The following is a 20,212-nucleotide window of genomic DNA, read 5'->3' as shown; positions in this document are numbered from 1 at the left end:
GCGGTTTCAGTGCGCCAGATAATACGAGGGAACCTGGCGTCAGGGGAGCGAAGAGTAAGGCCATGTTGCGAGTCATTCGCGCGTTCTGGCGGGATCAAAGGGGTATAGCCCTCGTTCTAGTGGCCATCATGTTGCCGGCGATCATCGGCTTTTCGGTGCTGGTGATCGATATGAGCCGGGCCAACAATTTGCAAAACGACATGCAAAAGGCCGCCGACGCATTTGCGCTGGCCGGAGCGGCAGAACTTGATGGCCTTCCCGGTTCATGGGTACGGGCAGAGCGCGCCATGGCAACCCTTGTCAACAATCAAAGCAATTTCTCGACCTCCGGCTATCGGGCTCCCCTGACCTCCGGGCAACCGGGCGGCACGGCGCGATGCAACAGCGCTGGAAGCATTTCCTGGTGCTTCCTCAAGGCAATCCCCCCCACGGACGGCATTCAGATAACGACTGCCAACCAGGCGACTTATCTTGCCGATGCCGTTCAGGCCGTTGGCGAAGATGAGACCAGATACATACAGGTCAAGATTACGCCCCAAGGCTTCGGCACACTATTTCCAGCCTCGTTCCTGCCCGGCGGCACCAACAACTCGTGGGCCATTGGGTCAGTGGCGACTGCCGGGTTCACATCGGGCGTTTGCGATTACACGCCCGTTTTCATGTGCAATCCCTATGAGGATACGACCATCACCGGCGGCGTCACGCTGGAGCAGGCAGCGCAGACCCGGCAATACCGTCGCCGGCAGATCAAGTTGCGTGGTGACGGGTCTTACATGCCAGGTAACTTCGCTTTCCTGGCTTCGCCGTTCGGCAACGGCGCCAATCAGCTCGAAAAGATGCTCGCTGACTCCAAGCCGCAGAATTGCTATTCACGCGACGGCGTCGACACGGAGCCGGGACAGAACGCCGGACCTGTGGAGAACGGCATCAACTCGCGTTTCGGTATCAATTCGTCCAACTACTCGGACGGACCTGCCGTCAATGTGCGCAAGGGCGCCAAAAACTGGGACCAGTACGTCAAGAGCAACAAGGTCGACTACCAAACTGACCCCACCAAGGGCGTCGGTCTTGAACGCGACTCGTGCCAGATCGCCGGCAACTGCACCATGATGGGCGGCCGCATGGGTGCCGGTGACTGGAACTTCGCGCGCTACTGGGCTGCCAACCACCCCTCGCGTCCCGTGCCTGCGGCTCTATCCGGCACTGGCGCCAACCTCCCGACGCGGTATGAGGTCTATCGCTACGAACTCGATCCCGATGGAAATCCCCTAACCAATGACAGCATCGTCGGCGATGCCTCTGTCGGTGGAGAAAAAGGCACACCGCCGGCCGGAGCTGGCACCCCGATCTCGATTCCTGACCGCCGGTTGCTTTACGGCGCGGTCCTGGACTGCAATGCGCTCCAGGCTTCCGGCTTGAAATTCACAGGCCGCTTGACGGGCATTCCGGTCCGGAGATTCGCCAGTTTCTTCATCACCGAACCGATCCACGACGGGAAGGATATCTTCGTCGAACTGGTCGACATCACTGGTAAGGGCGGCAACGGCACACTCGACAACTACCTGCGCGACGAAGCCCAGCTTTACCGGTGATAGCGATGATCAGCACCCTGTTCCGTCACCTCCAGAGATTTCGACGCGACCATCGCGGCACCGCAATTGTCGAGACGGCTCTGATACTGCCGTTGATGGTGCCCCTGTCGGCGGGCGTTTTCGAATTCGGCAATCTGATCCACGACAAGCTGTTGATGGAAGCCGGACTTTCGGATGCCGCCCGTTACGGCGCGCGCTGCAACAGCCAGATGTACACCGACAACGGTCTTGCGGCGATCAATTGCGCCGACATCGCTACCAACATAGCGGTGTTCGGCAAATGGAACGCGAATCCAGCAACGGACCCTCCGCGCATCACTGGCTGGGCGAAAGCGAATGTGACGGTGACCATCGCCGCCCCCGCCTCCTGCCGTGACGCCGTCGACCCTACTACGGGCGTCATAGAATACCGTTCTACCACGACAAAGGTCTGCAAGGTCAGAGTGGAGGGTACTTTTTCCTATAGCGGCATCGGCATGCTGTCGTTGCTCGGCTTCGGTCCGATCACTTTGAACGCTTCTCATGAGGAGCGGTACATCCGGTTCTGATCATGATGAAGCGTTTCGCAAAATCGGAAGATGGGACAGCGATGGTGGAAATGGCCATCGTTTCGTCGCTGCTGTTTGCGCTGACGCTGGGCTTCGTCGATTTCGGCTACGCACTCTACCAATGGAATGCCGCGACCAAGGCAGTCCAGATCGGCGCGCGGCTGGCATCCATCTCCGATCCGGTTGTAACCAATCTGGCGGCTGCCGCGCCGATCGCATCGCCCGGCGCGCCGGTTGCCGCCGGCGCGTATGGACCTTTCGTCTGCACTTACACTGGAACCACAGGCGCCTGCAGCAATGGCGGCACGTTCAGCGCCACCAATTTCAGCCGCATATTCCGGGGAGACACGGCTGTCACCAACGACAACGCCTGTCCGACAATCACCGGAGCCCAGTGGCTCACCATGCGGCGCGGCATGTGCCACTTCTTCCCCGGCCTGCAACGCGACAATGTGGTCATCACCTACGCTGCCACAGGCCTCGGCTACCAGACACGACTGGGCGGACCGGTGCCGACAATCACCGTCAACCTGAAGAACAGGACCTACCAGTTCTTCTTCCTGGGCGGACTGTACGGATTCGGAAGCATTCCAATGCCCTCCATGCTGAGCACGGTCACGGGCGAAGATCTGAAGAGCACCCCATCATGAATGCCATCAACACCAAAGTTACACCGACCAAGCGCAAGCAGGTGGCGCTGTTCTCGTCGGATCCGAACTTCAAGCGCGAGGTGGCGACGCGGCTTGAGGCGCTGGCGATCTACGATGTCAGGGTTTCCGAGACCGCCGACTTCCTCAAGGGGCCGCCCGCCGACACGCGTCCCGGCATCGTCATCCTCGACCTTGCCAATGGCGAGGTGCTCGGCCAGGCCGGCATCGTCGAGGCACGGTCCAAATGGGCAAGCGTGCCGCTGATCGCAGTTTCCGGCGAATTGACGTCGGAGCAGACGCGGGTGCTGGTGCGCATGAACGCATCCGACTGGCTGCACAAGCCGCTCGACGCCAAGGAACTGCTCAACGCGGTGACCTTCCACGACACCGGCAACCAGGGAACAAAAAGCCGGATCATCACCTTCGTCAGCGCTAGCGGCGGTGCCGGTGGGACGACACTCGCTTTGTCGGCGGCCGAATACCTGGCCTCGAAATCGGCCGAACGCGCGGCTTCCACTTGCCTGGTCGATCTCGATTTCCAAAGCGCCAATTGCGGCGCCTATCTCAACCTGTTCAACCAGTTCGACCTCGCCGGCATCATCGGCCAGCCGGAACGGCTCGATGTCGAACTGATGGATGTCATCAAGCTGTCGCGCCCGTCCGGCCTCACCATGTATGCCTTCGAAAGGCCGCAACTGCCTTTCGAGCCGCATGGCAGCGATTTCGTGTTCCGGCTGCTGGACCTCGTCGCCTACCGTTTCGACGACATCGTCATAGACCTGCCGAACATCGAAACGCCCTGGCAGAACTCCGTGCTGTCGACGAGCGACGAGATCTTCATCGTCTTCGAACTCAATGTCGCTTCGCTACGGCAAGGCAAGCGGCTCTACACGAAGATCCGCGAACTGCGTGGCAATGCGGTCAACATCACGCTGGTCGCCAACAAGCACAAGCGCAAATGGTTCGGCAACCACTTCTCGCGCAGCGAGCTCGAGAAGATCTTCAAGGCGCCGCACATCAAGTCGGTCCCGCTGGACAATGCGCTGCTGACCGACGCCTTGAATCGTGCGATCCTGCCTTCCGAAGTCGATGGGCGGGCGCGCTTCAACAAGGACCTGAAGCGGATGTTCAAAGAGCGGCTCGATGACGCTGCACGCTAGCTACCGGATCGTCCAGGGGTTGGCCTACGCCAGCCTGCTGGGCGCGGCGTTGGCGCTATCCGTCCAGGACTTCGCCCAGGCGAGATCGAGCCTTTCGGATCGGCCGCCGCTGCCGGCGATGGGCCCCAGCCTGCGCAAGACGGTTGCCTTCGCAACCACCGAGCAGCCAGGAACGATCATCATCCGCAAGAACGAGAAGGCGCTTTACCTGGTGACCCGCCAAGGCCAGGCGCTCCGCTACCAGATCAGCGTCGGACGCGACGGGTTTGGCTGGACGGGCGTCGTCAAGGTTGGGGCCAAGACCGAATGGCCGGAGTGGCGCCCGCCGCAGGAAATGCGGGCCCGCCAGCCGGAGTTGCCGAAAATGGTGCCCGCCGGGCCCTACAATCCTCTTGGCGCAAGGGCACTCTACCTGCTGCGTGACGGTCGCGACACACTCTACCGGATACACGGCACCAATGATCCGTCTGGTGTCGGGTTCGACGGGACATCGGGATGTTTTCGGCTTACAAACACCGATGTGATCGATCTTTTCAAGCGCGTCGCGGTCGGCGCGAAGGTGGTGGTCCAATGACGATGCTCAGCGAACCGGACATGCCGGCGATCGATATCGGACAACAGGAGCAGCGCGAACAGGTCGTCGTCATCGAGAGACCCAGCAAGGCAAGGGCCATCGCCATTCTCGTCGCCAGCGGTGCCTTGGTGATCACTGCGATCAACATGGCCGCCGCGATCTATCTCTATCGCGGCATGAGCGACCTGCGTTTCGTCGAAGCGCGGCTGGAGCAGCTCGGGGCGTTCGAGCAGCGGATCGCGGCACGGCTCGACACGGTCAACAACGGCTTCCAGAGCCGGTTCGAGAAACTGGACAGCCAACTGCAAGGCAGCTTCAACGAGATCAATAGCAACGTTGCCCAGCTGGCACTGACTAGGCCGATTGCCGGCGACGAGGCCACGCCGGGTGCGATGGAGCCGCCGGAGATGACCACCAGCACGCTGGCGGAAGCGCCCGAAGCTCTCGAAGGCGCGAGCGCGAGCGAACCCAGTGTCACGCCCAGGAAGAGGGCCGCGCCGGCGTCGCCCCCTCCCCCAAGCTCCAACTACCAGCGCATCCAGCAGCCTGACGGCAAGGTCTATTACAAGAGGATCAATTAGACCTTGTAGGGTATGGATTTTGGCAGGGCACAGGTGGCGAGTGGCGCCCGCTCTAACGCTTTGTTCTGACGCAACTCCGGACGGAAAATTGCTCTAGAGATCGCGCTGCAGGGCCATGATGCGGGTGGTCCGGGCTTCGGACCGCGCCCGCGCTTCGGCGAGGAAGACGATGTGGCAGTACGCACAGGCCGCTGTGCCCAGAAGCAGCACAAGACTGTTCTTCAAGGTGAAATCCATCGCCAGCGAAAACGGAAGACCGCCGGGCGAGGTGAACGCAGCGATCGTGCTCGCCGTTTCCGAGTGGCTGCCGACCGCGATCATCAGCCCAGCGAAGAGCAGGGCGACGTGGTTGGTGAGAAAGAAGAAAGCCGACCTTCGGGTCTGGCACGCCATCCAGCAGACGATCGATGCGGCGGCAAGGACGGCGGCGTCGACAGCCATCGACCCACCCAGATAGACATCGACCTGCTGCCAAAGCATCGTCGACAAAGGGCGCAGTTCAAGCCATATCCACCATGCGGTAGGGCTGGCTGGATAGGCTCCCAGCAGGAAGGCTGCCATGCGTTCCCCAGCCAGGATCGCAAGAATGAGAAACGGGAAGGCAAAAAGCAGAAGCGGTTTGCGTTTCATGTTCCCTCGCCAATCTGCCCGTGACGATAGACCGCGAAGATTGCACAAGCCTTAACGCCTTTCGCCGCCACGAAGCGCCGGCCCGCAGCGAGGGGCCGCCCGATCTACGGGAAGCTCGGCTCGGGCGGAACCGCCCGAGGCGAAACAGGCGCCAGGGCTGGACGGCGGCAGTCGCGCGGCCGGTATCGATCAAAGATTGAAGACGTGCGAAGCCGTCAGCCCGGCGAGCAGCACGCCCGCAAGGAGAGCGATGATCGAGGCGAGGAACCAGCGCAGCGTGACCTGATAAACCGGCTCGTCATCGTCTCGTGGGAGCAACGACCGCCACAGCGCAACGAACTGAAGGACGATGGCCAGTGCCAGCAGCAGCGTCGCCAGGATCGAGGCAAACGTCCATCCGCCCTCGACTTCGAAATTCCAGTACCGCAGGAAAAGAAGCGAAAATCCGAGCAGCACGGTGATAGCGGAGATGACACCTTGTCGGTAGCCAGCGGGCAAGGGAACTCTGCGCTCAAAACCTGTTTCCTGCTGGCGATCGATCTGGCGATCGGGATAGTCGTCCGGGCGGTTGGGCTGGTCGGTCATGCGGTTCACAATATCGCCGGCGTCGGCATCGTCAAATGGTGACGATCTTCAGAAGAAGCGATCTTCTTCCGCTTCAAGGTCGGGAAATCACACCTTCCCGCGGCGCCCGCTCGAGCAGCCCGGCCCCTATGAGGACAAAGGTGCCGGTGCAGGGGACCAGTTACCAAGAAGGCCGGCCCCTACACGTCCTTGTCCTCGAGCGCCCTGCGCATGCGCCTGATCACCGCGGCGCGACCCCGTTCATCGGTCGCGGCGCTGACCGCCTCGTTTACGTCCAGGAGTAGCTTTGAAAGGTCATTGTGCCAGTCGAGGCGGGCAATCTTTTCCGGCCTCAAACGGCGGGGCTCGTTGACCTCGACCGGCAAACTGCGACCGGGAGTCAATTGGAAAGCATCGTCCAGCCTCGGGATGATGATCTTGTCGTCGGGTATCAGTCCTGCAAGCCTTCTACGCAGGCCGCCGAGTCCAGCCTCCTCTCCATGCGTCAAGAATACCTGCTGCTTCACAGGAGTTCGGGCCCTGATCCAGGCGACCAGTTCACTGGCATCGGCATGTCCGGAATAAAGGTCGAACAGGCTGATACGGGCCTTGACCTCTACTTCCTCACCCTGGATGCGCACGCGCTGCGCGCCGTCCAGCAGGATCCTCCCGAGCGACCCCTGGGCCTGATATCCGGCCATCATCACCGTGGCGTTCCTGCGCCAGAGATTGGCCTTGAGATGATGGCGGATACGCCCCGCGTCGCACATGCCGCTGGCAGCAATCACCACGAAGAAGCCACTCAGGCGATTGATCGCCTTGCTTTGCTCCACCGTCTCGGTGAAGCGCAACTCCTTTGAACCGAGGGCCTGGCGCAGCACGTTGCCCTGTTCGATCTCGTCGGCATGCCGCTCGAAAATCGCGCTGGCACGTGTTGCCAGCGGCGAGTCGACGAAGACCGGGGCTGACGGAACCTCCCCAGCTTTCATGAGCAAATACAGATCGATCAGCAGTTCTTGCGTCCTCTCTACGGCGAAGGACGGAATGATGAGGGGGCCGCCGGCCTTGGCGGCGCCGCGCACGACGTCACCGAGCTGAGATCGCCGCCGTTCGGGCGAAACGTCCGGGCGGTCCCGGTCGCCATAAGTCGATTCGCAGATCAGATAGTCGACGTCGGCCGGCCCCTCAGGATCGGTCTGAAGCAGCTTGTGGCCTGGGCCGATGTCGCCCGAAAACACGATGCTCAGCGGCACATCATGTCGGTCGATCTCGAGCTCTACCGACGCCGAACCAAGCAGGTGGCCCGCGTTCCAGAAGCGGGCGCGAACGCCTTCGGCGATGGTGGTCCATTCGCCATATTCCGAAGCCCGAAACAATATCATGCACGCGGCGGCATCCTGCTGACCGTAGATCGGCTCGACGGGCGGGCGCCCGCGCTGCGCATTGCGACGGTTCAGGTGCTCGACCTCCATCTCCTGGATATGCGCCGCGTCCGGCAGCATGACCGAGCAGAGATCAATGGTGGCACGGGTCGTATGGATCGGACCAGAAAAGCCCTGTTTGACCAGTTTCGGCAAAAGGCCACTGTGGTCGATATGCGCATGGGTCAGGATGACGGCGTCAATCGCGTCCGGTGGAAACGGGAACGCACCATAGTTCAGTTCCCTCTCGGACTTGGAACCTTGGAACAGGCCGCAGTCGATGAGGATCCGCGAATGCGGCGTCTCGATTTCATAACACGAGCCGGTGACACCATGGGCCGCGCCGTGGAAGCGCAGGACTGGATCCGTCTCGCCTCTCATCTCGCGCCGACCTAATGCGACAGGAGAACAGGCAGGCGCATATCGGCGAGAATGCCTTCGGTGGCTCCACCAAGCACGAAGTCCCTGACGCGGGAATGACCGTATCCGCCCATGACAAGCAGGTTGCCGCCGACCTTGAGAGCGTGTTCCTGTAGGGCAGTTCCGATTGAACGTTTCCCCGCTTGAATAGAGGCAGCCTCGGCCACCAGGCCACGCGTCCTCAGGCCCTGCGCAAGGCGTTCGCCGATGTCCTGTCCCGGAAGCGGTTTTTCGTCAGCCACGGTCACAACAGTGACCATCGAGGCACGTTCGAGAAACGCCTTTGCATCGGCAGCGGCCCGGGCGGCGACTCGGCTGCCGTCCCAAGCGATAACGACATGTCCAAGAACCCCGACGTCAGTGGAGTCGGGAAGAAGCAGGGTCGGTCGACCCGAACCAAACAGTATTGCCTCGGCTATCATCCGCGCCGTCTGGTTGGCCGGCGCCCAGCCGACCAGACAGATATCGAAATAGCGGGAGTGGTTTGCGGCAACCTCGCCCATCAGCGCCGGTGGTGCGGTCAGCTCCTGAGTCGTGAGGGTCACACCGCTATGTGCCGCTTCTTGCGTAATGGCCTCTAGCAGAACACTGCCGCACTTGCGGCTGGTCGCCTCGACCTCTCGTATCTTGTTGCGAAGATCAAGCAAGTAGCTCGACAGCGCGTTCGAAACGTCGGGAATGTCGACATTGATGGCAACAGCGTCAAGCGATGCGTCGATCTGCTTGACGAGAGCAACCGAGTTCGCCGCGATTTTCGAGGAGTTCGCATCTGGATAAGTAGCCAAGGACAGGGATGCCATCAGCTTCATTGGAATCGTCTCCATGGTCGAACGGCCAACTGCCATCACCATCTTGTAGTCACAATGGATGAGGCGAGCTTTGACCCAGCGCAAATGCGATCCATCAAATACTGAGCAGCAGGGTCGGCCAAGCTGAGCCCAGCTAGCGCCGCGCGACGGAATTGACTTGGAGGGCCGCGTCACCGCGTATTCTCGGGCTTCGCGGCTTTTTGGGCGACAACGTGATCGCCGTCGATCAGCCTTTCCATGTCGGCTGGCGCGGATGGATGTCGTCCTTGAAGGCGTCGAAGCCCTTCCAAGCAGGTTCGATCAGATCGCAGCCCGGCATGGGCGTGAAGGGCGACGGCTCGCTGAGCTGCATCATCGGGATGTAGCGCGGACAGTTCGGGAAGATCACGCGCGCCTGCACGCGCACCATCATCTGTGCGCCGACCGTCTTGCCTGTTAGCGGATCATCTCGGTCGATTCGGGCGGCGCCGTTAATGCGCAGGCGACGCGGCGTGCCGTGCATGGCGATGAACAACAGCGCGACGTTCGGATTGACGTCGAGGTTGCCGAGGCTCCTGAACATGCCGTTGCCGTCATAATCCGGGAACGCTAGCTCCGACGGCCCAATGACACGCACGAAGCCGGCCGGGCCGCCCTTGAACGAGCAATCTGGCCGTCCCTCGGCGTCGACCGTGGCAAGAAAGAAGTAAATCGCATTCTCGATGAACGTCTTATCCTCGTCGGTGAAGACCGTCCGCGCCATCTCTGCCAGGCGGTCAGCGATGCGCCGGCTCTCGAAGCGGTCCTGCAGAGAGCGATTGCCTTCGTGGTAGAATGCGTCGCCGGTCATGGACGTTCCTCCTTCACAACTCGGATCATGGTCCGATCCCAAGTGATGCGGTAAGTCGTATGTTGGGGCGCGAGGCTCTCGCCGCCCCTAGCATGGGCCGCCTGCGATGCGATCGCGAGAGAAAGCCAGGCACACCAGATCGCGCGAGCCTATGCCCATCGCTCTGTACGCGATCCTCGCCATCACTTCTCGAATGACGGATCTTGGCCGGGCGCATCGTCTCATTCCGGAAGCACTGAGGACCTCGATCGTTTTACACGATATCAAGGGCCGATCATATCGGAGTGTCGAACTGCAATGGTGTCGCGCCTGGCGCGTGCCCTAGTAGGCGCCCGGTCCGGTCGCCGCGTGCAGGGGCCTCAAAACTGCAAGACATAGGCTTCGACCTCGAAGCTGACGTAAGGTCAGAAAGTCAATGACTCGAGTGCACCGCTCCAATAAACTGGTCATTGATGGTCGGCGAGGAGTTAGCCACGCAACCCTAAAAATCCAACCCAGCGCGGTGCGAAGAATGATACTCGGGGAGGGCATCAATGAGTTCATACGATTCCGACAAGGTTGCCAAACTTCATCGGGAATTGCACAGCCATCTTCCGCCTGAACCGGCGCTTCGCCTGAGAGCACTGGAGACGGTTTTGGTCGAGAAAGGCTTTCTGGCGGCCGACGCCGTGGACAAGTGGCTCGACGACTACTCGGAAAACGTAGGTCCGATGAATGGAGCCAAGGTCATCGCGCGGGCGTGGACTGATCCCAAGTTCGCCGAACGGCTGGCGAAACATGCGGCCGAGGCGTTTTCGGAAATCGTCCCAAGCGTCAGGAAGGATTACCCTCTTGTCGCAGTGTTCAACACTCCTGAGATCCACAACGTTGTCGTGTGTACCTTGTGTTCCTGCTATCCGGTTGGAATCTTGGGAATGTCTCCATCTTGGTACAAGTCGACCGAGTACCGGGCGCGAGTGGTCCGCGATCCGCGTGGCGTTCTCGCCGAATTCGGAACCGACCTGCCGGACAAGGTTGAGGTCACGGTGTGGGACTCGACTTCAGACAGGCGGTACATGGTGGTCCCGGAGCGTCCAGAAGGGACGGACGGCTGGACCGAAGAGGACCTCGCCGACCTCGTGACGCGCAATGCAATGATCGGGACGATGAGGGATCTGTTGCCAAAGCAGGAGGTGGGGTGATGGATACGGTACACGACCTCGGCGGCAGGCAAGGGTTCAGGCCGATCCCGAACGTCGCAGAAGATGACTCGGCGTTGTTTTCCGATGAATGGAAGGCGCGCACATGGGCGATCGCCATGATGTCGATGAAAAAGTTGACGACGGATCGCACGGGCTGGACGCTCGATTGGTATCGCCACGTCTTGGAAAGGCTTCCCCCGGACGCCTACCTCGGCCTCGACTATTTCGAGAAGTGGATTCTGGCCATGATGGTCACGTCTGTGGATGAAGGCGTCGCGGGCGTTCAGGAGTTCTTCGATGGCAGGGCCTCAAGTCGAACCTTCGAATACGAGTCGCCCAGGCCTGCGGTCGAGGTCCCGCCCACAGAGGCAAGGTTCAAGGCTGGCGACAAGATTGTGGCACGGCGCGACGTCGCCACAATGCACACGCGGCTGGCTGGGTATGTCCGCGGCCGGCCCGGGGTTGTCGACAGCGTGAACGGACCACAGCCTTTGCCCGACGAGAAAGCTGTCGGCACGATACGGCGCGAGCAGACATACGTCGTGCGGTTTCGCATGTCGGATCTTTGGCCTGAAGCCGGCGACAGCGCAGACAGCCTGCAGATCGACATGTGGGACAGCTATCTTGAGCCGGCCTGAGATTGCCCGTCGCGCACGGCGCCATCGCGATGGCGAACCTGTCTTCTCCGAGCAATGGCACGCTCAGGTCATTGCGCTGGTCGACCTGCTCATCGCCGACGGAAAGATCGAAGCCGAGGATTGGTCTCAGACCCTGGGCGCCGAGCTCGATCTACGGGCGGCCGATACTGCCATTGACCCCGACGCGATCTATTACGGGGCCTTTCTCAGCGCTCTGGAGCAGATATTGGACAAGAGCCAGTTCGCAGCACGGGCCGAGGTGGACAGACGCCAACAGGATTGGCGAAACGCCTACCTGAATACACCGCATGGCAAGCCAGTGGCCCTGGGTCCGCAAGCAGATTCAATTTGACTGTAGGCAGCGGTGCGTGTTGCTGCCCACCCTTTGCAACGCGGCCACCCAATCGCCTATCGCTACCGGCCCGGCACTTGAGCGATCCCGTTGCAATCGACCGTGCGGTCTGAACGCACGGTGTAGCTGGCGTGGATCACCTGACCCATGTTCATGGAGATTTCACGCACCAGCTTTCGACGAACTGCAGTCGCGAACATAGCAGCCTCGGTTACGCCGATTGTAAATGCGTCTGGCCCGCCAATGACGCAGCGCTCGAAATAGTATTGGAGGTTGGAGCGGTCGTACATCGCAAACCCGTCGGCCCCGCCAATGCGGGGCATTGCGATAGGCAGCCCGTTGATCGTCACGCCTTCCGCGAGAAGAACCTGCCGGATGGGGTCAAGGAGCGCTCCGGCATTGTTGGGTCCGTCGCCGGATACGTCAATAACCCTGCGCGGGCTGCGCAAGCCACTCTTCGCGAACTGATCATTCGCGGCCGACAATGCGCCGGAAATCGACGTTCCGCGGCCTTCAGTCAACGGCAGCGCCGCAAGCCTGTCTGCCAAAGTCAGAACATCGTCGAGGCTTTCGACAATTGTCCACGGCACAATGACTGTTTGCTGACGTGGGCCGGCCCACTCCAGATAAAGCACTGCGATCCTGCCCCGCTCTCCCGACTTGATTGCCCCGGCGATGTCCGTGTGGCGGAAAGCATCGACGTAGCCGTCGCGTTGCACTCTTTGCTCAACCTTGCTCATCGAGGGCGAGACGTCCACGGCAAGGATCAATTGCAGATCGACTTCGGTCAGGTCGTCTGCGCGACGGTCGGTCGAGGAAGCCAGAGACGCCATCGCGAAGAACAGACTGAGCAGGCAGAAGCCCGTGAGCCGTGGCACCGGTCTTGCTCCGGCAGATCGAGCAATCCGCACCAAGTAGTCCATGGCGAGCCTCCCGCTGAGAATGCAATTGTCGGTCCGAGCGTCTCTTTGGTCACGAACGGCGTCCGATCATTCGCCGAAATCTGCGCTCCCCGCCGGTCTGGATGGCGATGACTCTTCGCAGCGCGAACCGTGCTAAGATCGAAGAATTGGACTGCGGCTTCGTGCGTGAGGGAACCGGCTTGAATAGCTCGCCGCCCACGACGTTCGTACTCAACGGCATTACCGCCGATCTGAGCAGCGAGACCTTGCGCGACAAGTCCAACAGGACAATCGCACTTCGCCACCAGACCTTCGCGGTGCTTCGTCACCTTCTGGAGAACGCTGATCGGGTCATCACCAAGGACGACCTGATGAAGGCAGTCTGGAACGGCATAGCCGTGACCGACGACAGCCTGGTGCAATGCATTCACGAGATCCGTGCGGCGCTCAACGACAATCGGCAGGCCGTCGTGCAGACGGTTCCGAGGCGCGGATACAGGCTGGTCCTTCCCTCAAATGCCGGACCGAGAATGGCCACCATCCTGGCCGCCGAAGTGGCCGCCGGGGGCCGGCTGACAGGCATGGATGAGCCGATCTCCGCTGCAACTTTCCGGGCATACAAGCAGATCATCGATCGGCTGCTGGTTCAACATGCAGGCGGTGTGTTCTGGAGCGCCGAAGAGAGCTTGGTCGCCGAGTTTGCCGGCCCTGTCGAGGCGATGCGGTGTGCGGGCGAGATCCAGCATGAGGTCGATAGGCGGAACCGCGAAGTTCCCGAGGTAAAGCGCCTGCGCTTCCGCATCGGCGTTCACCTGGGTTATGCCGTCGCCGAGGGCGACCACCTCGCGGGCGAGGCCGTCGAGGTCGCCGCTCATCTGCAAACATTGTCACGACCGGGCGGGATTTGCGTCACGGAAGCGGTGCGCGCCCAGGCTCAAGACCGACTCTCGCTGGAGTTCGTCGATCTCGGCGAGCACAAGCTGAAGAACGTCGCACGCGCCTTGCGCATCTACCGCGTACCCCTTGCTGCGGAGGAACCGGTCAGGTCACCATTTCGTGGTCTCGATGCCTTCGAATTCGAAGATGCCGATCTCTTCTTCGGCCGAGCGCGGGCGATTGCGGCCTGCACCGCAAGACTTGAGCAGCAGGCAGCAAGTGGCACGGCATTCCTGCTCATCTACGGTATGAGCGGATGCGGCAAGTCTTCCCTCCTGCGCGCTGGCCTGCTGCCGTCATTGACACTGCCTGGAGCCGTGGCAGGCATATCCCTGTGGCGCCGCTGCCTGATCCGCCTCTCCGAAGGACCGGATGCATTCGCTGTGCTGGCTGCGGCACTGCTTCGCGAAACTGCTGTGCCGGAGCTGGCCTCCGAAGTAACAGCCGCGGAGTTTGCTCGGCTCTGCAGGAGCACGCCGGATCGGGCACTGGCGATGATCCGACAGGCACTTCGCGAGGCCGCCGGGCCGGCCCGCCCGCAGATCAGATTGCTTGTCGCCATTGATCAGCTGGAGGAGCTGTTCACGACGGAGAAGCAGCCGGCGACGCGCGAGGCCCTCGTGCGGCTCATGGCGGTGCTGGCCGCGAGCGGACTGGCCTGGGTGATAGCGGCGATCCGTTCGGACTTTTTTCACCGCTGCGGAGAGGTCCGGGGTTTCTCGGCGCTCAAGGACGGCCTCTCCAGCTACGAACTCCTGCCGCCGACTGGCCCAGAGATCGGGCAGATCATCCGCGAACCGGCGGGCGTCGCCGGGCTCCGCTTCGAGGAGAGTGCCGAACTGGGGCGGCTCGACGATGTGCTGCAGGAGGCAGCAGCTGCCGATCCCGGATCATTGCCGCTTCTCGAGTTCGTGCTCGACGCGTTGTACGAGGCCGGCCGCGAGCGCCGAGTTCTCACCTTTGCGCATTATCGCGCGCTCGGCGGGCTCGAAGGCGCAATCGCGCGCCGCGCCGACGAAGTCGTGGACTTGCTGGCGCCCAACATCCAGGAGGCCTTACCCGCGGTGCTGCGCGCGCTCACCACGGCAAGTCCTGGCGATGAAACGGTCACGGCACGTCCGGCCCTGTTCACCGAAATTGCAGGCACCCCCTCGCGATCGGCCCTCGTCAGGGCCCTGATCGACGCACGGCTCCTCGTCAGCGACGAGGACGCCGGAGGGCATGTCTTCGTCCGCGTTGCACATGAAGCACTGTTGAGCCGTTGGCCGCGCGCCGGTGACATTGTGAATGCAAACCGGGACTTTCTCGAGACGCGCGAACGCCTCAGGGCCGACACCCACCGATGGCACCTGGAGAGCAGGAATCGAGAGCTTCTCCTTCCGTCCGGCAAACGTCTCGCGGAGGGCGAAGAGCTGATGTTGTCAAGACGGGAGGAGGTCGACGATGACGTACTTGAATACATCGAGGCGTCCTTGCGTGCCCATCAGCAGAAAGAGGAGAAGGACCGGCACACAGAGCTGGCGCTGATCGAGGCCGCAGAAGAGGCAAAACGCGAGCGCCGTGAGCGCGAGGCCGAGCGCCGGAGCCTCGCGGCTGCCGCGGCAAACCGGCTTGCCCGCCGTACGCGCAATGCCGCGATTGTGGCGATAATGCTCGCTCTCATGGCGGGCGCAGGTGCACTGGTCGCCTTCAGGGCGCAGGAGGAAGCAAGGTCGCAACGCGACCTGGCGCTGCGCAACCAGTCTCTTTCGCTCGCGTTTCTCTCGCAGCAGTCCACGGCGAGAGGCAACACCGAGGCTGCGATCCTGTTGGCGCTCGAAGCACTGTCCTCGAAAGACCCGTCCGAGCGGCCCTATCTCTTTGAAGCGGAGGCAGCCCTCTTCAAGGCCCTGCTGGCGCACCACCAGATCAAAATCTTCCGGCATGGTGCCGGCGTCGCGGATGCGGCGTTCAATCCGAGCGGCGATCACATCGTCACTGCATCCTACGATAAAACTGCAGGCGTCTGGGACATCTCCAGCGGTGCCGAAACTGCGGTTCTAAAAGGTCATGGAGGGGCCGTGGAGAGGGCTGAGTTCAGCCCGGACGGGAGCCGTATCCTGACGGCCGCGAGGGACGGCACTGCACGCGTCTGGAACGCCATCTCGGGAGAACAGCTCTTCATCCTGCAGCCGGTAGGCAATTATCCAACCGCAATCTTCAGCCCGAATGGCAACCAGGTGCTGACGGCGGGGGAGAACAGCGATGCAGTGCTCTGGGACGCCCGGACCGGAAGAAAAGTCGTGAGTGTAAGAAGCGACGGATATGCACGGGCTGGCTTCAGTCCGGACGGTCACAGCTTCGCGACGGCACGCAAGCACTTTGTTTCGATCTGGAGTACCGCGGATGGCGCACTGACGCGGTCATTCCGGGTGAACTCCCGGCCCTATAGCCTGGCGTTCAGCCCGGACGGGGGCCGGCTGCTGGCTGGCGCATGCGGCCCGCTTTCATACGGCGGCACTTCCAGCCTTTTAGATGCGTCGAAAGGAACGGAGATCGCGAAGCTGGACGGCCACAAGAGCGACACGCAATTGAACGGCGTGATTTTCAGTCACGGGGGTCAGCGGATCGCCACCGTATCACTCGACGGCGCTGCCCGGATTTGGGATGGATCGTTGGGAACGTTGCATGACCTGCTCGGCCAGGAGGTTTCGGGTTTGAAGCTCGCCGATATCGGTGCGGATGAACGCGATGAAGAGATGAACGGTGCTTTCAGCCCGGACGACCGCTTTCTGGCGACTGCTTCGGTCAATGGGCCGGTCCGCATCTGGGACGTTGAACGCGCCTCGTTGGTCACGACGATCGCCGGTCATGAATCTTTGGTCGAGCATCTGGAATTCAGCCCGGCCGACAGCAACATTCTTCTCACCGCTTCGCACGATGGCACAGCTCGGCTGTGGGACGTCGACGGCGCACTGACGACCACGCTCTCTCATGAATATCGGCCGACTTTCGCGGTCTTCAGTGCCGACAATATCCACCTGTTGACCGGTGGCGGCGACAGCGCGGCGCATCTCTGGGATGTCGTGAGCGGCCGCGAGATCATCCGACTCGATACACATGAGATCGTTCAACGCGCGACGTTCAGTCCCGATGGAAGGCGCGTCGCGACGGCATCTCTTGGGGGCCAGGTCCGAATTTGGGAGGTTGCCAGGGGATTCGAGACCGCCCAGTTCCGAGCCCATGGCGGACTGATCCAGATCCAGTTTGGTCGCGACGGCAAATCGCTTGTTTCCGCATCGATCGACGGTACCGCGCAGCTGTGGGATGCGGTGACCGGTACCGAGCTGGCCGTCATCAATTCAAGCAGCAAGCTGCCGCAGGCCATTCTTAGCCCCGACGAACGTCTGGTCTTCGCGGCCAGGGAAGACAATGCGGGCCACCTCCTGAAGGCGGGCGGGGCTGAGCTTAAGGCCCTTGTGGGGCACCGGGATCGCATCACGGCAGCGGCCTTCAACCCGGACGGTCAACTGGTCGCCACGGGCTCACTCGACCACACGGCCCGAATTTGGTCGACCACGAACGGAGCAAACGTCGTAACGCTAGAGGGACATACCGGCGAGGTGACGGTGGTCTCCTTCAGTCCCGACGGCCAGTCGCTGATGACGGCCTCACGCGATGGAACCGTCCGGATCTGGAGCGTCGCTGGCGGACTGGAAAGGACCGTTCTTAGGGGCCACAGCGGCGCGGTGGACAGCGCCCAGTTCAGTCCCAGTGGATTGTATGTCGTGACCGCGTCATCCGAAGATCGCACGGTCCGGCTATGGGCGACGCAATCGGGGCGCCAGATTGCCGTCCTTGCCAGCCAGGACGAAGCGACCGTTCGACCGGGCCTTACACGCGCAGCTTTCAGTTCCGACGGCACCCAGATCGCAATTGTTTCCGGCGAGGAAAGCGTCCGCATCGTTCGCGTCTTCCAGACACCCAGGGACCTCATTGACTTCGCCCGGCGCACCGTGCCTCGCGAACTCACCCCTTGCGAGCGGCGAAGCTTCTTCCTTCCTGAAGACCCTGCAATTGGTACTTGTCCGGGCTGAGGTCGACAATGGAGTCAGATTTTGCCGCCTGAGCCGGCTGCTGGAACGGGCAACTCAGCGCCGCATCTCGACTGTAGAGGCCAGCTTTGCCGCTTCCTGAAAGCTGACGTCGCAGGCGACCACGCTGGCGGTCGTGGTGGCGTCGGCGCGAAAGGTCGACGCTCAACCGAGTACATGGTGCGCCTTGCCGGACGAGGCAAACGGAAATTTCAGCAGCTGCGTCCTTCTATTAAACGCGAGAGCGAGCCATGATGCCCATCGTAATCATCCCGAGACAATTCATCCCAAAGGGAAGCGAAACGGGCGTATGCGCAGCTGGGTGACAAGGTTCTGGCGCTCGCTTTCCGCCGGCGGCCTCGCTTTGGGCACGCTGTTCTTCGTCGCCTCGCTTACTCCGACGCTCATTCCCCGCACCTACCTGACCCAAGGCGTGCTGTCCGGGGCATGTTTCGCCGTCGGATACGGCATCGGAGTCGCCTGGCGCTGGCTATGGACCTATATGGAACTGCCGGAACCGCGTGAGCGGCTTCTGCTCTCTCTCAAGATTGCTGTCGCGGCCGCTTGCGCCGTCATCGCCATACTGTTTCTGTGGTGGGCGGCGGAATGGCAGAACTCGATCCGTCGACTGATGCAGCTCGAACCCGTGACGAGCGGGCATCCGGTTGAGGTCTGTTTCATTGCGATCGCTACGTTCCTGGTGGTCATCGCGCTTGCCAGGCTCTTCAAAGGTATCTCCCGTTGGTTTTCAGAAAGGTTGGGCCGCTTCGTCCCACGCAGGGTTTCGAAGGTGATCGGTTTCGCAGTCGCGATACTGTTGTTCTGGACGATGGCAAACGGTGTGCTCTTCCGCTACGTGCTGCACTTGGCCGATTCGTCCTTCGCGGCGGTTGACGCCCTCATCGAGCCGGACCGACCGCAACCTGAATCTCCGCTCAAGACCGGCAGCTCGGCTTCCCTCGTCCGCTGGAAAGAACTTGGAAGGGCAGGACGCGAATTCATCGCGACAGGACCCACCGCCGCCGAGATACGCGCGTTCACGCACGCCGATGCGCTCGAACCTATCCGGGTCTATGTCGGGCTCGGTGTCGCCGACACGGCGGAGGAAAGGGCGCAAATCGCCCTCGATGAATTGAAACGCGTCGGCGCCTTCGAACGCTCCGTACTCGTCGTCATCACCCCCACCGGCACCGGCTGGGTCGATCCCTCTGCGATGGATACGGTCGAGTATCTCCACCACGGCGACGTGGCGAGCGTGGCCCAGCAGTACTCCTACCTGTCGAGCCCGCTATCGCTGCTGCTCGAGCCGGAATACGGCTCGGAGGCTGCAAAGGCTTTGTTTGCCGCAGTCTATGGATACTGGACGACGCTCCCGCACGAGAGTCGGCCGAAACTCTATCTGCATGGCCTGAGCTTGGGAGCGATGAATTCCGAGAGATCGATGGAGCTTTTCGAGATGCTTGGTGACCCTGTCCAGGGGGCTCTGTGGAGCGGTCCGCCGTTCAAGAGCAGAATCTGGCGCAGCGTGACGGAGCATCGCAATGCCGGGTCACCGGCCTGGCTGCCGCAATTCCGAGACGGGTCCTTCGTCCGTTTCATGAACCAGAACGGCGACCCCGGTCCGAGGGACGCGCCCTGGGGTCCACTGCGCATCGTCTACCTCCAGTATGCGAGCGATCCACTGACGTTCTTCGCCTATAGCGATTTCTATCGCCGTCCGGACTGGATGAATGCGCCGCGCGGCCCGGACGTCTCGCCGGAGCTGCGGTGGTACCCGATCGTATCGATGCTGCAGCTCGCCCTCGACATGGCCGTGTCGACCAACTCGCCGATGGGCTACGGACATGTCTTTGCGCCCGAACACTACGTCAATGCGTGGCTCGCCGTGACTGACCCACAGGGGTGGTCGGCCGACCAGATAGCGCAACTGAAGCAACATCTTGCCGCGCGCGCCAGGATGTGATCGCTGCTTGCGACGGGCGCCTCATGCGATTGTTTCGCGGTTCGAACGGCCGGCCGCGGCAGCCGGACCCGCGACGAGGTCACCGCCTGATGCGGTGCATATCTACGACACGGCCATTGCGCGCGTTCAACCCGACTTCAAACAGACCGTTGGCGCGGCGCGCCCGATAGGTGAAAAGGCGCCCGCGGCAATCCACTCGCCGGACGTTCCAAAAACCACGGTTGCGCAGCAGCCTCTCGCCCTCTCGGCATGTGATCGCTCGGCCATTGTTGAGGCTGGTGCCGATGTTGATGTTGATCGTGACGGCATGGGCGGGCGCCGGCAGAGCCAGGGGCACGACAAGACTGAGAACGAGACCCAGGCAAGCAAACAAGGGACGAGGCATGGAA

At 61.8% G+C, this 20,212-nt stretch carries 18 protein-coding genes; 11 read left to right on the top strand and 7 right to left on the bottom strand.

Annotation, left to right across the window (positions count from 1 at the left end; translation table 11 throughout):
• The first annotated feature begins 62 nt into the window (after window positions 1-62).
• The 6 genes from AC1D08_RS23210 to AC1D08_RS23185 are packed head-to-tail and all read left to right on the top strand — an operon-like array spanning window position 63 to window position 5,105.
• Entirely contained in the window at window positions 63-1,592 is a 1,530-nt protein-coding gene (locus tag AC1D08_RS23210) for a TadE/TadG family type IV pilus assembly protein (protein ID WP_477424143.1), read from the top strand.
• Between the two features lie 5 nt (window positions 1,593-1,597).
• On the top strand, window positions 1,598-2,140 hold the full coding sequence (locus AC1D08_RS23205) for a TadE/TadG family type IV pilus assembly protein (protein WP_477424141.1): 543 nt from the start codon (window positions 1,598-1,600) through the stop codon (window positions 2,138-2,140).
• A gap of 2 nt (window positions 2,141-2,142) precedes the next feature.
• The gene (locus AC1D08_RS23200) at window positions 2,143-2,790 is read left to right on the top strand and encodes a TadE/TadG family type IV pilus assembly protein (protein ID WP_477424140.1); all 648 of its coding nucleotides are present in this window, start codon (window positions 2,143-2,145) and stop codon (window positions 2,788-2,790) included.
• Window positions 2,787-3,950, top strand: coding sequence for a CpaE/TadZ family protein (locus tag AC1D08_RS23195; protein ID WP_477424138.1), 1,164 nt, complete (start codon window positions 2,787-2,789; stop codon window positions 3,948-3,950). The genes AC1D08_RS23200 and AC1D08_RS23195 overlap by 4 nt, the downstream gene beginning before the upstream one ends.
• Entirely contained in the window at window positions 3,934-4,524 is a 591-nt protein-coding gene (locus tag AC1D08_RS23190) for a L,D-transpeptidase (RefSeq protein WP_477418107.1), read from the top strand. The genes AC1D08_RS23195 and AC1D08_RS23190 overlap by 17 nt, the downstream gene beginning before the upstream one ends.
• The gene (locus AC1D08_RS23185; RefSeq protein ID WP_477424136.1) at window positions 4,521-5,105 is read left to right on the top strand and encodes a hypothetical protein; all 585 of its coding nucleotides are present in this window, start codon (window positions 4,521-4,523) and stop codon (window positions 5,103-5,105) included. Before AC1D08_RS23190 ends, AC1D08_RS23185 begins: the two co-directional genes overlap by 4 nt.
• A 93-nt stretch (window positions 5,106-5,198) precedes the next feature.
• Here AC1D08_RS23185 and AC1D08_RS23180 read toward each other — a convergent pair whose 3' ends face one another.
• From AC1D08_RS23180 to AC1D08_RS23160, 5 genes are all read right to left on the bottom strand, one after another.
• Entirely contained in the window at window positions 5,199-5,735 is a 537-nt protein-coding gene (locus AC1D08_RS23180; protein WP_477290201.1) for a hypothetical protein, read from the bottom strand.
• Between the two features lie 189 nt (window positions 5,736-5,924).
• Window positions 5,925-6,320 carry a hypothetical protein gene (locus tag AC1D08_RS23175; protein WP_477424134.1) on the bottom strand — a complete coding sequence of 132 codons (396 nt, stop codon included), beginning with the start codon at window positions 6,318-6,320 and terminating at the stop codon, window positions 5,925-5,927.
• Between the two features lie 179 nt (window positions 6,321-6,499).
• On the bottom strand, window positions 6,500-8,101 hold the full coding sequence (locus AC1D08_RS23170; RefSeq protein ID WP_477424132.1) for an MBL fold metallo-hydrolase: 1,602 nt from the start codon (window positions 8,099-8,101) through the stop codon (window positions 6,500-6,502).
• 11 nt (window positions 8,102-8,112) lie between these two features.
• The gene (locus tag AC1D08_RS23165) at window positions 8,113-9,033 is read right to left on the bottom strand and encodes a universal stress protein (protein ID WP_477424130.1); all 921 of its coding nucleotides are present in this window, start codon (window positions 9,031-9,033) and stop codon (window positions 8,113-8,115) included.
• A 142-nt stretch (window positions 9,034-9,175) separates the two neighbouring features.
• Window positions 9,176-9,778 (bottom strand): pyridoxamine 5'-phosphate oxidase family protein, encoded by a 603-nt coding sequence (locus AC1D08_RS23160; protein WP_477424128.1) that lies wholly within the window; start codon window positions 9,776-9,778, stop codon window positions 9,176-9,178.
• A 533-nt stretch (window positions 9,779-10,311) separates the two neighbouring features.
• Between AC1D08_RS23160 and nthA the strand changes: the two genes are divergently transcribed.
• From nthA to AC1D08_RS23145, 3 genes are read left to right on the top strand one after another with little or no spacing between them, the layout of a single operon-like run.
• The gene (gene nthA / locus AC1D08_RS23155) at window positions 10,312-10,959 is read left to right on the top strand and encodes a nitrile hydratase subunit alpha (protein ID WP_477424127.1); all 648 of its coding nucleotides are present in this window, start codon (window positions 10,312-10,314) and stop codon (window positions 10,957-10,959) included.
• Window positions 10,959-11,597, top strand: a complete 639-nt coding sequence (locus tag AC1D08_RS23150) for an SH3-like domain-containing protein (RefSeq protein WP_477424125.1) — start codon at window positions 10,959-10,961, stop codon at window positions 11,595-11,597. Before nthA ends, AC1D08_RS23150 begins: the two co-directional genes overlap by 1 nt.
• Window positions 11,584-11,949 (top strand): hypothetical protein, encoded by a 366-nt coding sequence (locus AC1D08_RS23145; RefSeq protein WP_477424124.1) that lies wholly within the window; start codon window positions 11,584-11,586, stop codon window positions 11,947-11,949. Before AC1D08_RS23150 ends, AC1D08_RS23145 begins: the two co-directional genes overlap by 14 nt.
• Before the next feature lie 62 nt (window positions 11,950-12,011).
• Here AC1D08_RS23145 and AC1D08_RS23140 read toward each other — a convergent pair whose 3' ends face one another.
• On the bottom strand, window positions 12,012-12,872 hold the full coding sequence (locus AC1D08_RS23140) for a DUF1194 domain-containing protein (RefSeq protein ID WP_477424122.1): 861 nt from the start codon (window positions 12,870-12,872) through the stop codon (window positions 12,012-12,014).
• A gap of 107 nt (window positions 12,873-12,979) precedes the next feature.
• Between AC1D08_RS23140 and AC1D08_RS23135 the strand changes: the two genes are divergently transcribed.
• Window positions 12,980-17,863 (top strand): nSTAND1 domain-containing NTPase, encoded by a 4,884-nt coding sequence (locus AC1D08_RS23135; RefSeq protein WP_477424120.1) that lies wholly within the window; start codon window positions 12,980-12,982, stop codon window positions 17,861-17,863.
• Window positions 17,864-18,170: 307 nt separating this feature from the next.
• Window positions 18,171-19,823, top strand: coding sequence for an alpha/beta hydrolase (locus tag AC1D08_RS23130; RefSeq protein ID WP_477424207.1), 1,653 nt, complete (start codon window positions 18,171-18,173; stop codon window positions 19,821-19,823).
• 79 nt (window positions 19,824-19,902) lie between these two features.
• Here the strand turns inward: AC1D08_RS23130 and AC1D08_RS23125 are convergent, their stop codons facing one another.
• Window positions 19,903-20,208 carry a hypothetical protein gene (locus AC1D08_RS23125; protein WP_457151162.1) on the bottom strand — a complete coding sequence of 102 codons (306 nt, stop codon included), beginning with the start codon at window positions 20,206-20,208 and terminating at the stop codon, window positions 19,903-19,905.
• Window positions 20,209-20,212 lie beyond the last annotated feature (4 nt).

It is taken from the genome of Mesorhizobium sp. P2_E6 (assembly GCF_056403835.1).
This window is presented reverse-complemented; position numbering and strand designations above follow the sequence as displayed.

What these genes read in the sequence shown, in the direction of transcription:
- AC1D08_RS23210 (WP_477424143.1), top strand. Translation starts at nt 63, where the DNA reads ATGTTGCGAGTCATTCGCGCGTTCTGGCGGGATCAAAGGGGTATAGCC.
- AC1D08_RS23205 (WP_477424141.1), top strand. Translation starts at nt 1,598, where the DNA reads ATGATCAGCACCCTGTTCCGTCACCTCCAGAGATTTCGACGCGACCAT.
- AC1D08_RS23200 (WP_477424140.1), top strand. Translation starts at nt 2,143, where the DNA reads ATGATGAAGCGTTTCGCAAAATCGGAAGATGGGACAGCGATGGTGGAA.
- AC1D08_RS23195 (WP_477424138.1), top strand. Translation starts at nt 2,787, where the DNA reads ATGAATGCCATCAACACCAAAGTTACACCGACCAAGCGCAAGCAGGTG.
- AC1D08_RS23190 (WP_477418107.1), top strand. Translation starts at nt 3,934, where the DNA reads ATGACGCTGCACGCTAGCTACCGGATCGTCCAGGGGTTGGCCTACGCC.
- AC1D08_RS23185 (WP_477424136.1), top strand. Translation starts at nt 4,521, where the DNA reads ATGACGATGCTCAGCGAACCGGACATGCCGGCGATCGATATCGGACAA.
- AC1D08_RS23180 (WP_477290201.1), bottom strand. Translation starts at nt 5,735, where the DNA reads ATGAAACGCAAACCGCTTCTGCTTTTTGCCTTCCCGTTTCTCATTCTT.
- AC1D08_RS23175 (WP_477424134.1), bottom strand. Translation starts at nt 6,320, where the DNA reads ATGACCGACCAGCCCAACCGCCCGGACGACTATCCCGATCGCCAGATC.
- AC1D08_RS23170 (WP_477424132.1), bottom strand. Translation starts at nt 8,101, where the DNA reads ATGAGAGGCGAGACGGATCCAGTCCTGCGCTTCCACGGCGCGGCCCAT.
- AC1D08_RS23160 (WP_477424128.1), bottom strand. Translation starts at nt 9,778, where the DNA reads ATGACCGGCGACGCATTCTACCACGAAGGCAATCGCTCTCTGCAGGAC.
- nthA (WP_477424127.1), top strand. Translation starts at nt 10,312, where the DNA reads ATGAGTTCATACGATTCCGACAAGGTTGCCAAACTTCATCGGGAATTG.
- AC1D08_RS23150 (WP_477424125.1), top strand. Translation starts at nt 10,959, where the DNA reads ATGGATACGGTACACGACCTCGGCGGCAGGCAAGGGTTCAGGCCGATC.
- AC1D08_RS23140 (WP_477424122.1), bottom strand. Translation starts at nt 12,872, where the DNA reads ATGGACTACTTGGTGCGGATTGCTCGATCTGCCGGAGCAAGACCGGTG.
- AC1D08_RS23135 (WP_477424120.1), top strand. Translation starts at nt 12,980, where the DNA reads ATGACTCTTCGCAGCGCGAACCGTGCTAAGATCGAAGAATTGGACTGC.
- AC1D08_RS23130 (WP_477424207.1), top strand. Translation starts at nt 18,171, where the DNA reads ATGCGCAGCTGGGTGACAAGGTTCTGGCGCTCGCTTTCCGCCGGCGGC.
- AC1D08_RS23125 (WP_457151162.1), bottom strand. Translation starts at nt 20,208, where the DNA reads ATGCCTCGTCCCTTGTTTGCTTGCCTGGGTCTCGTTCTCAGTCTTGTC.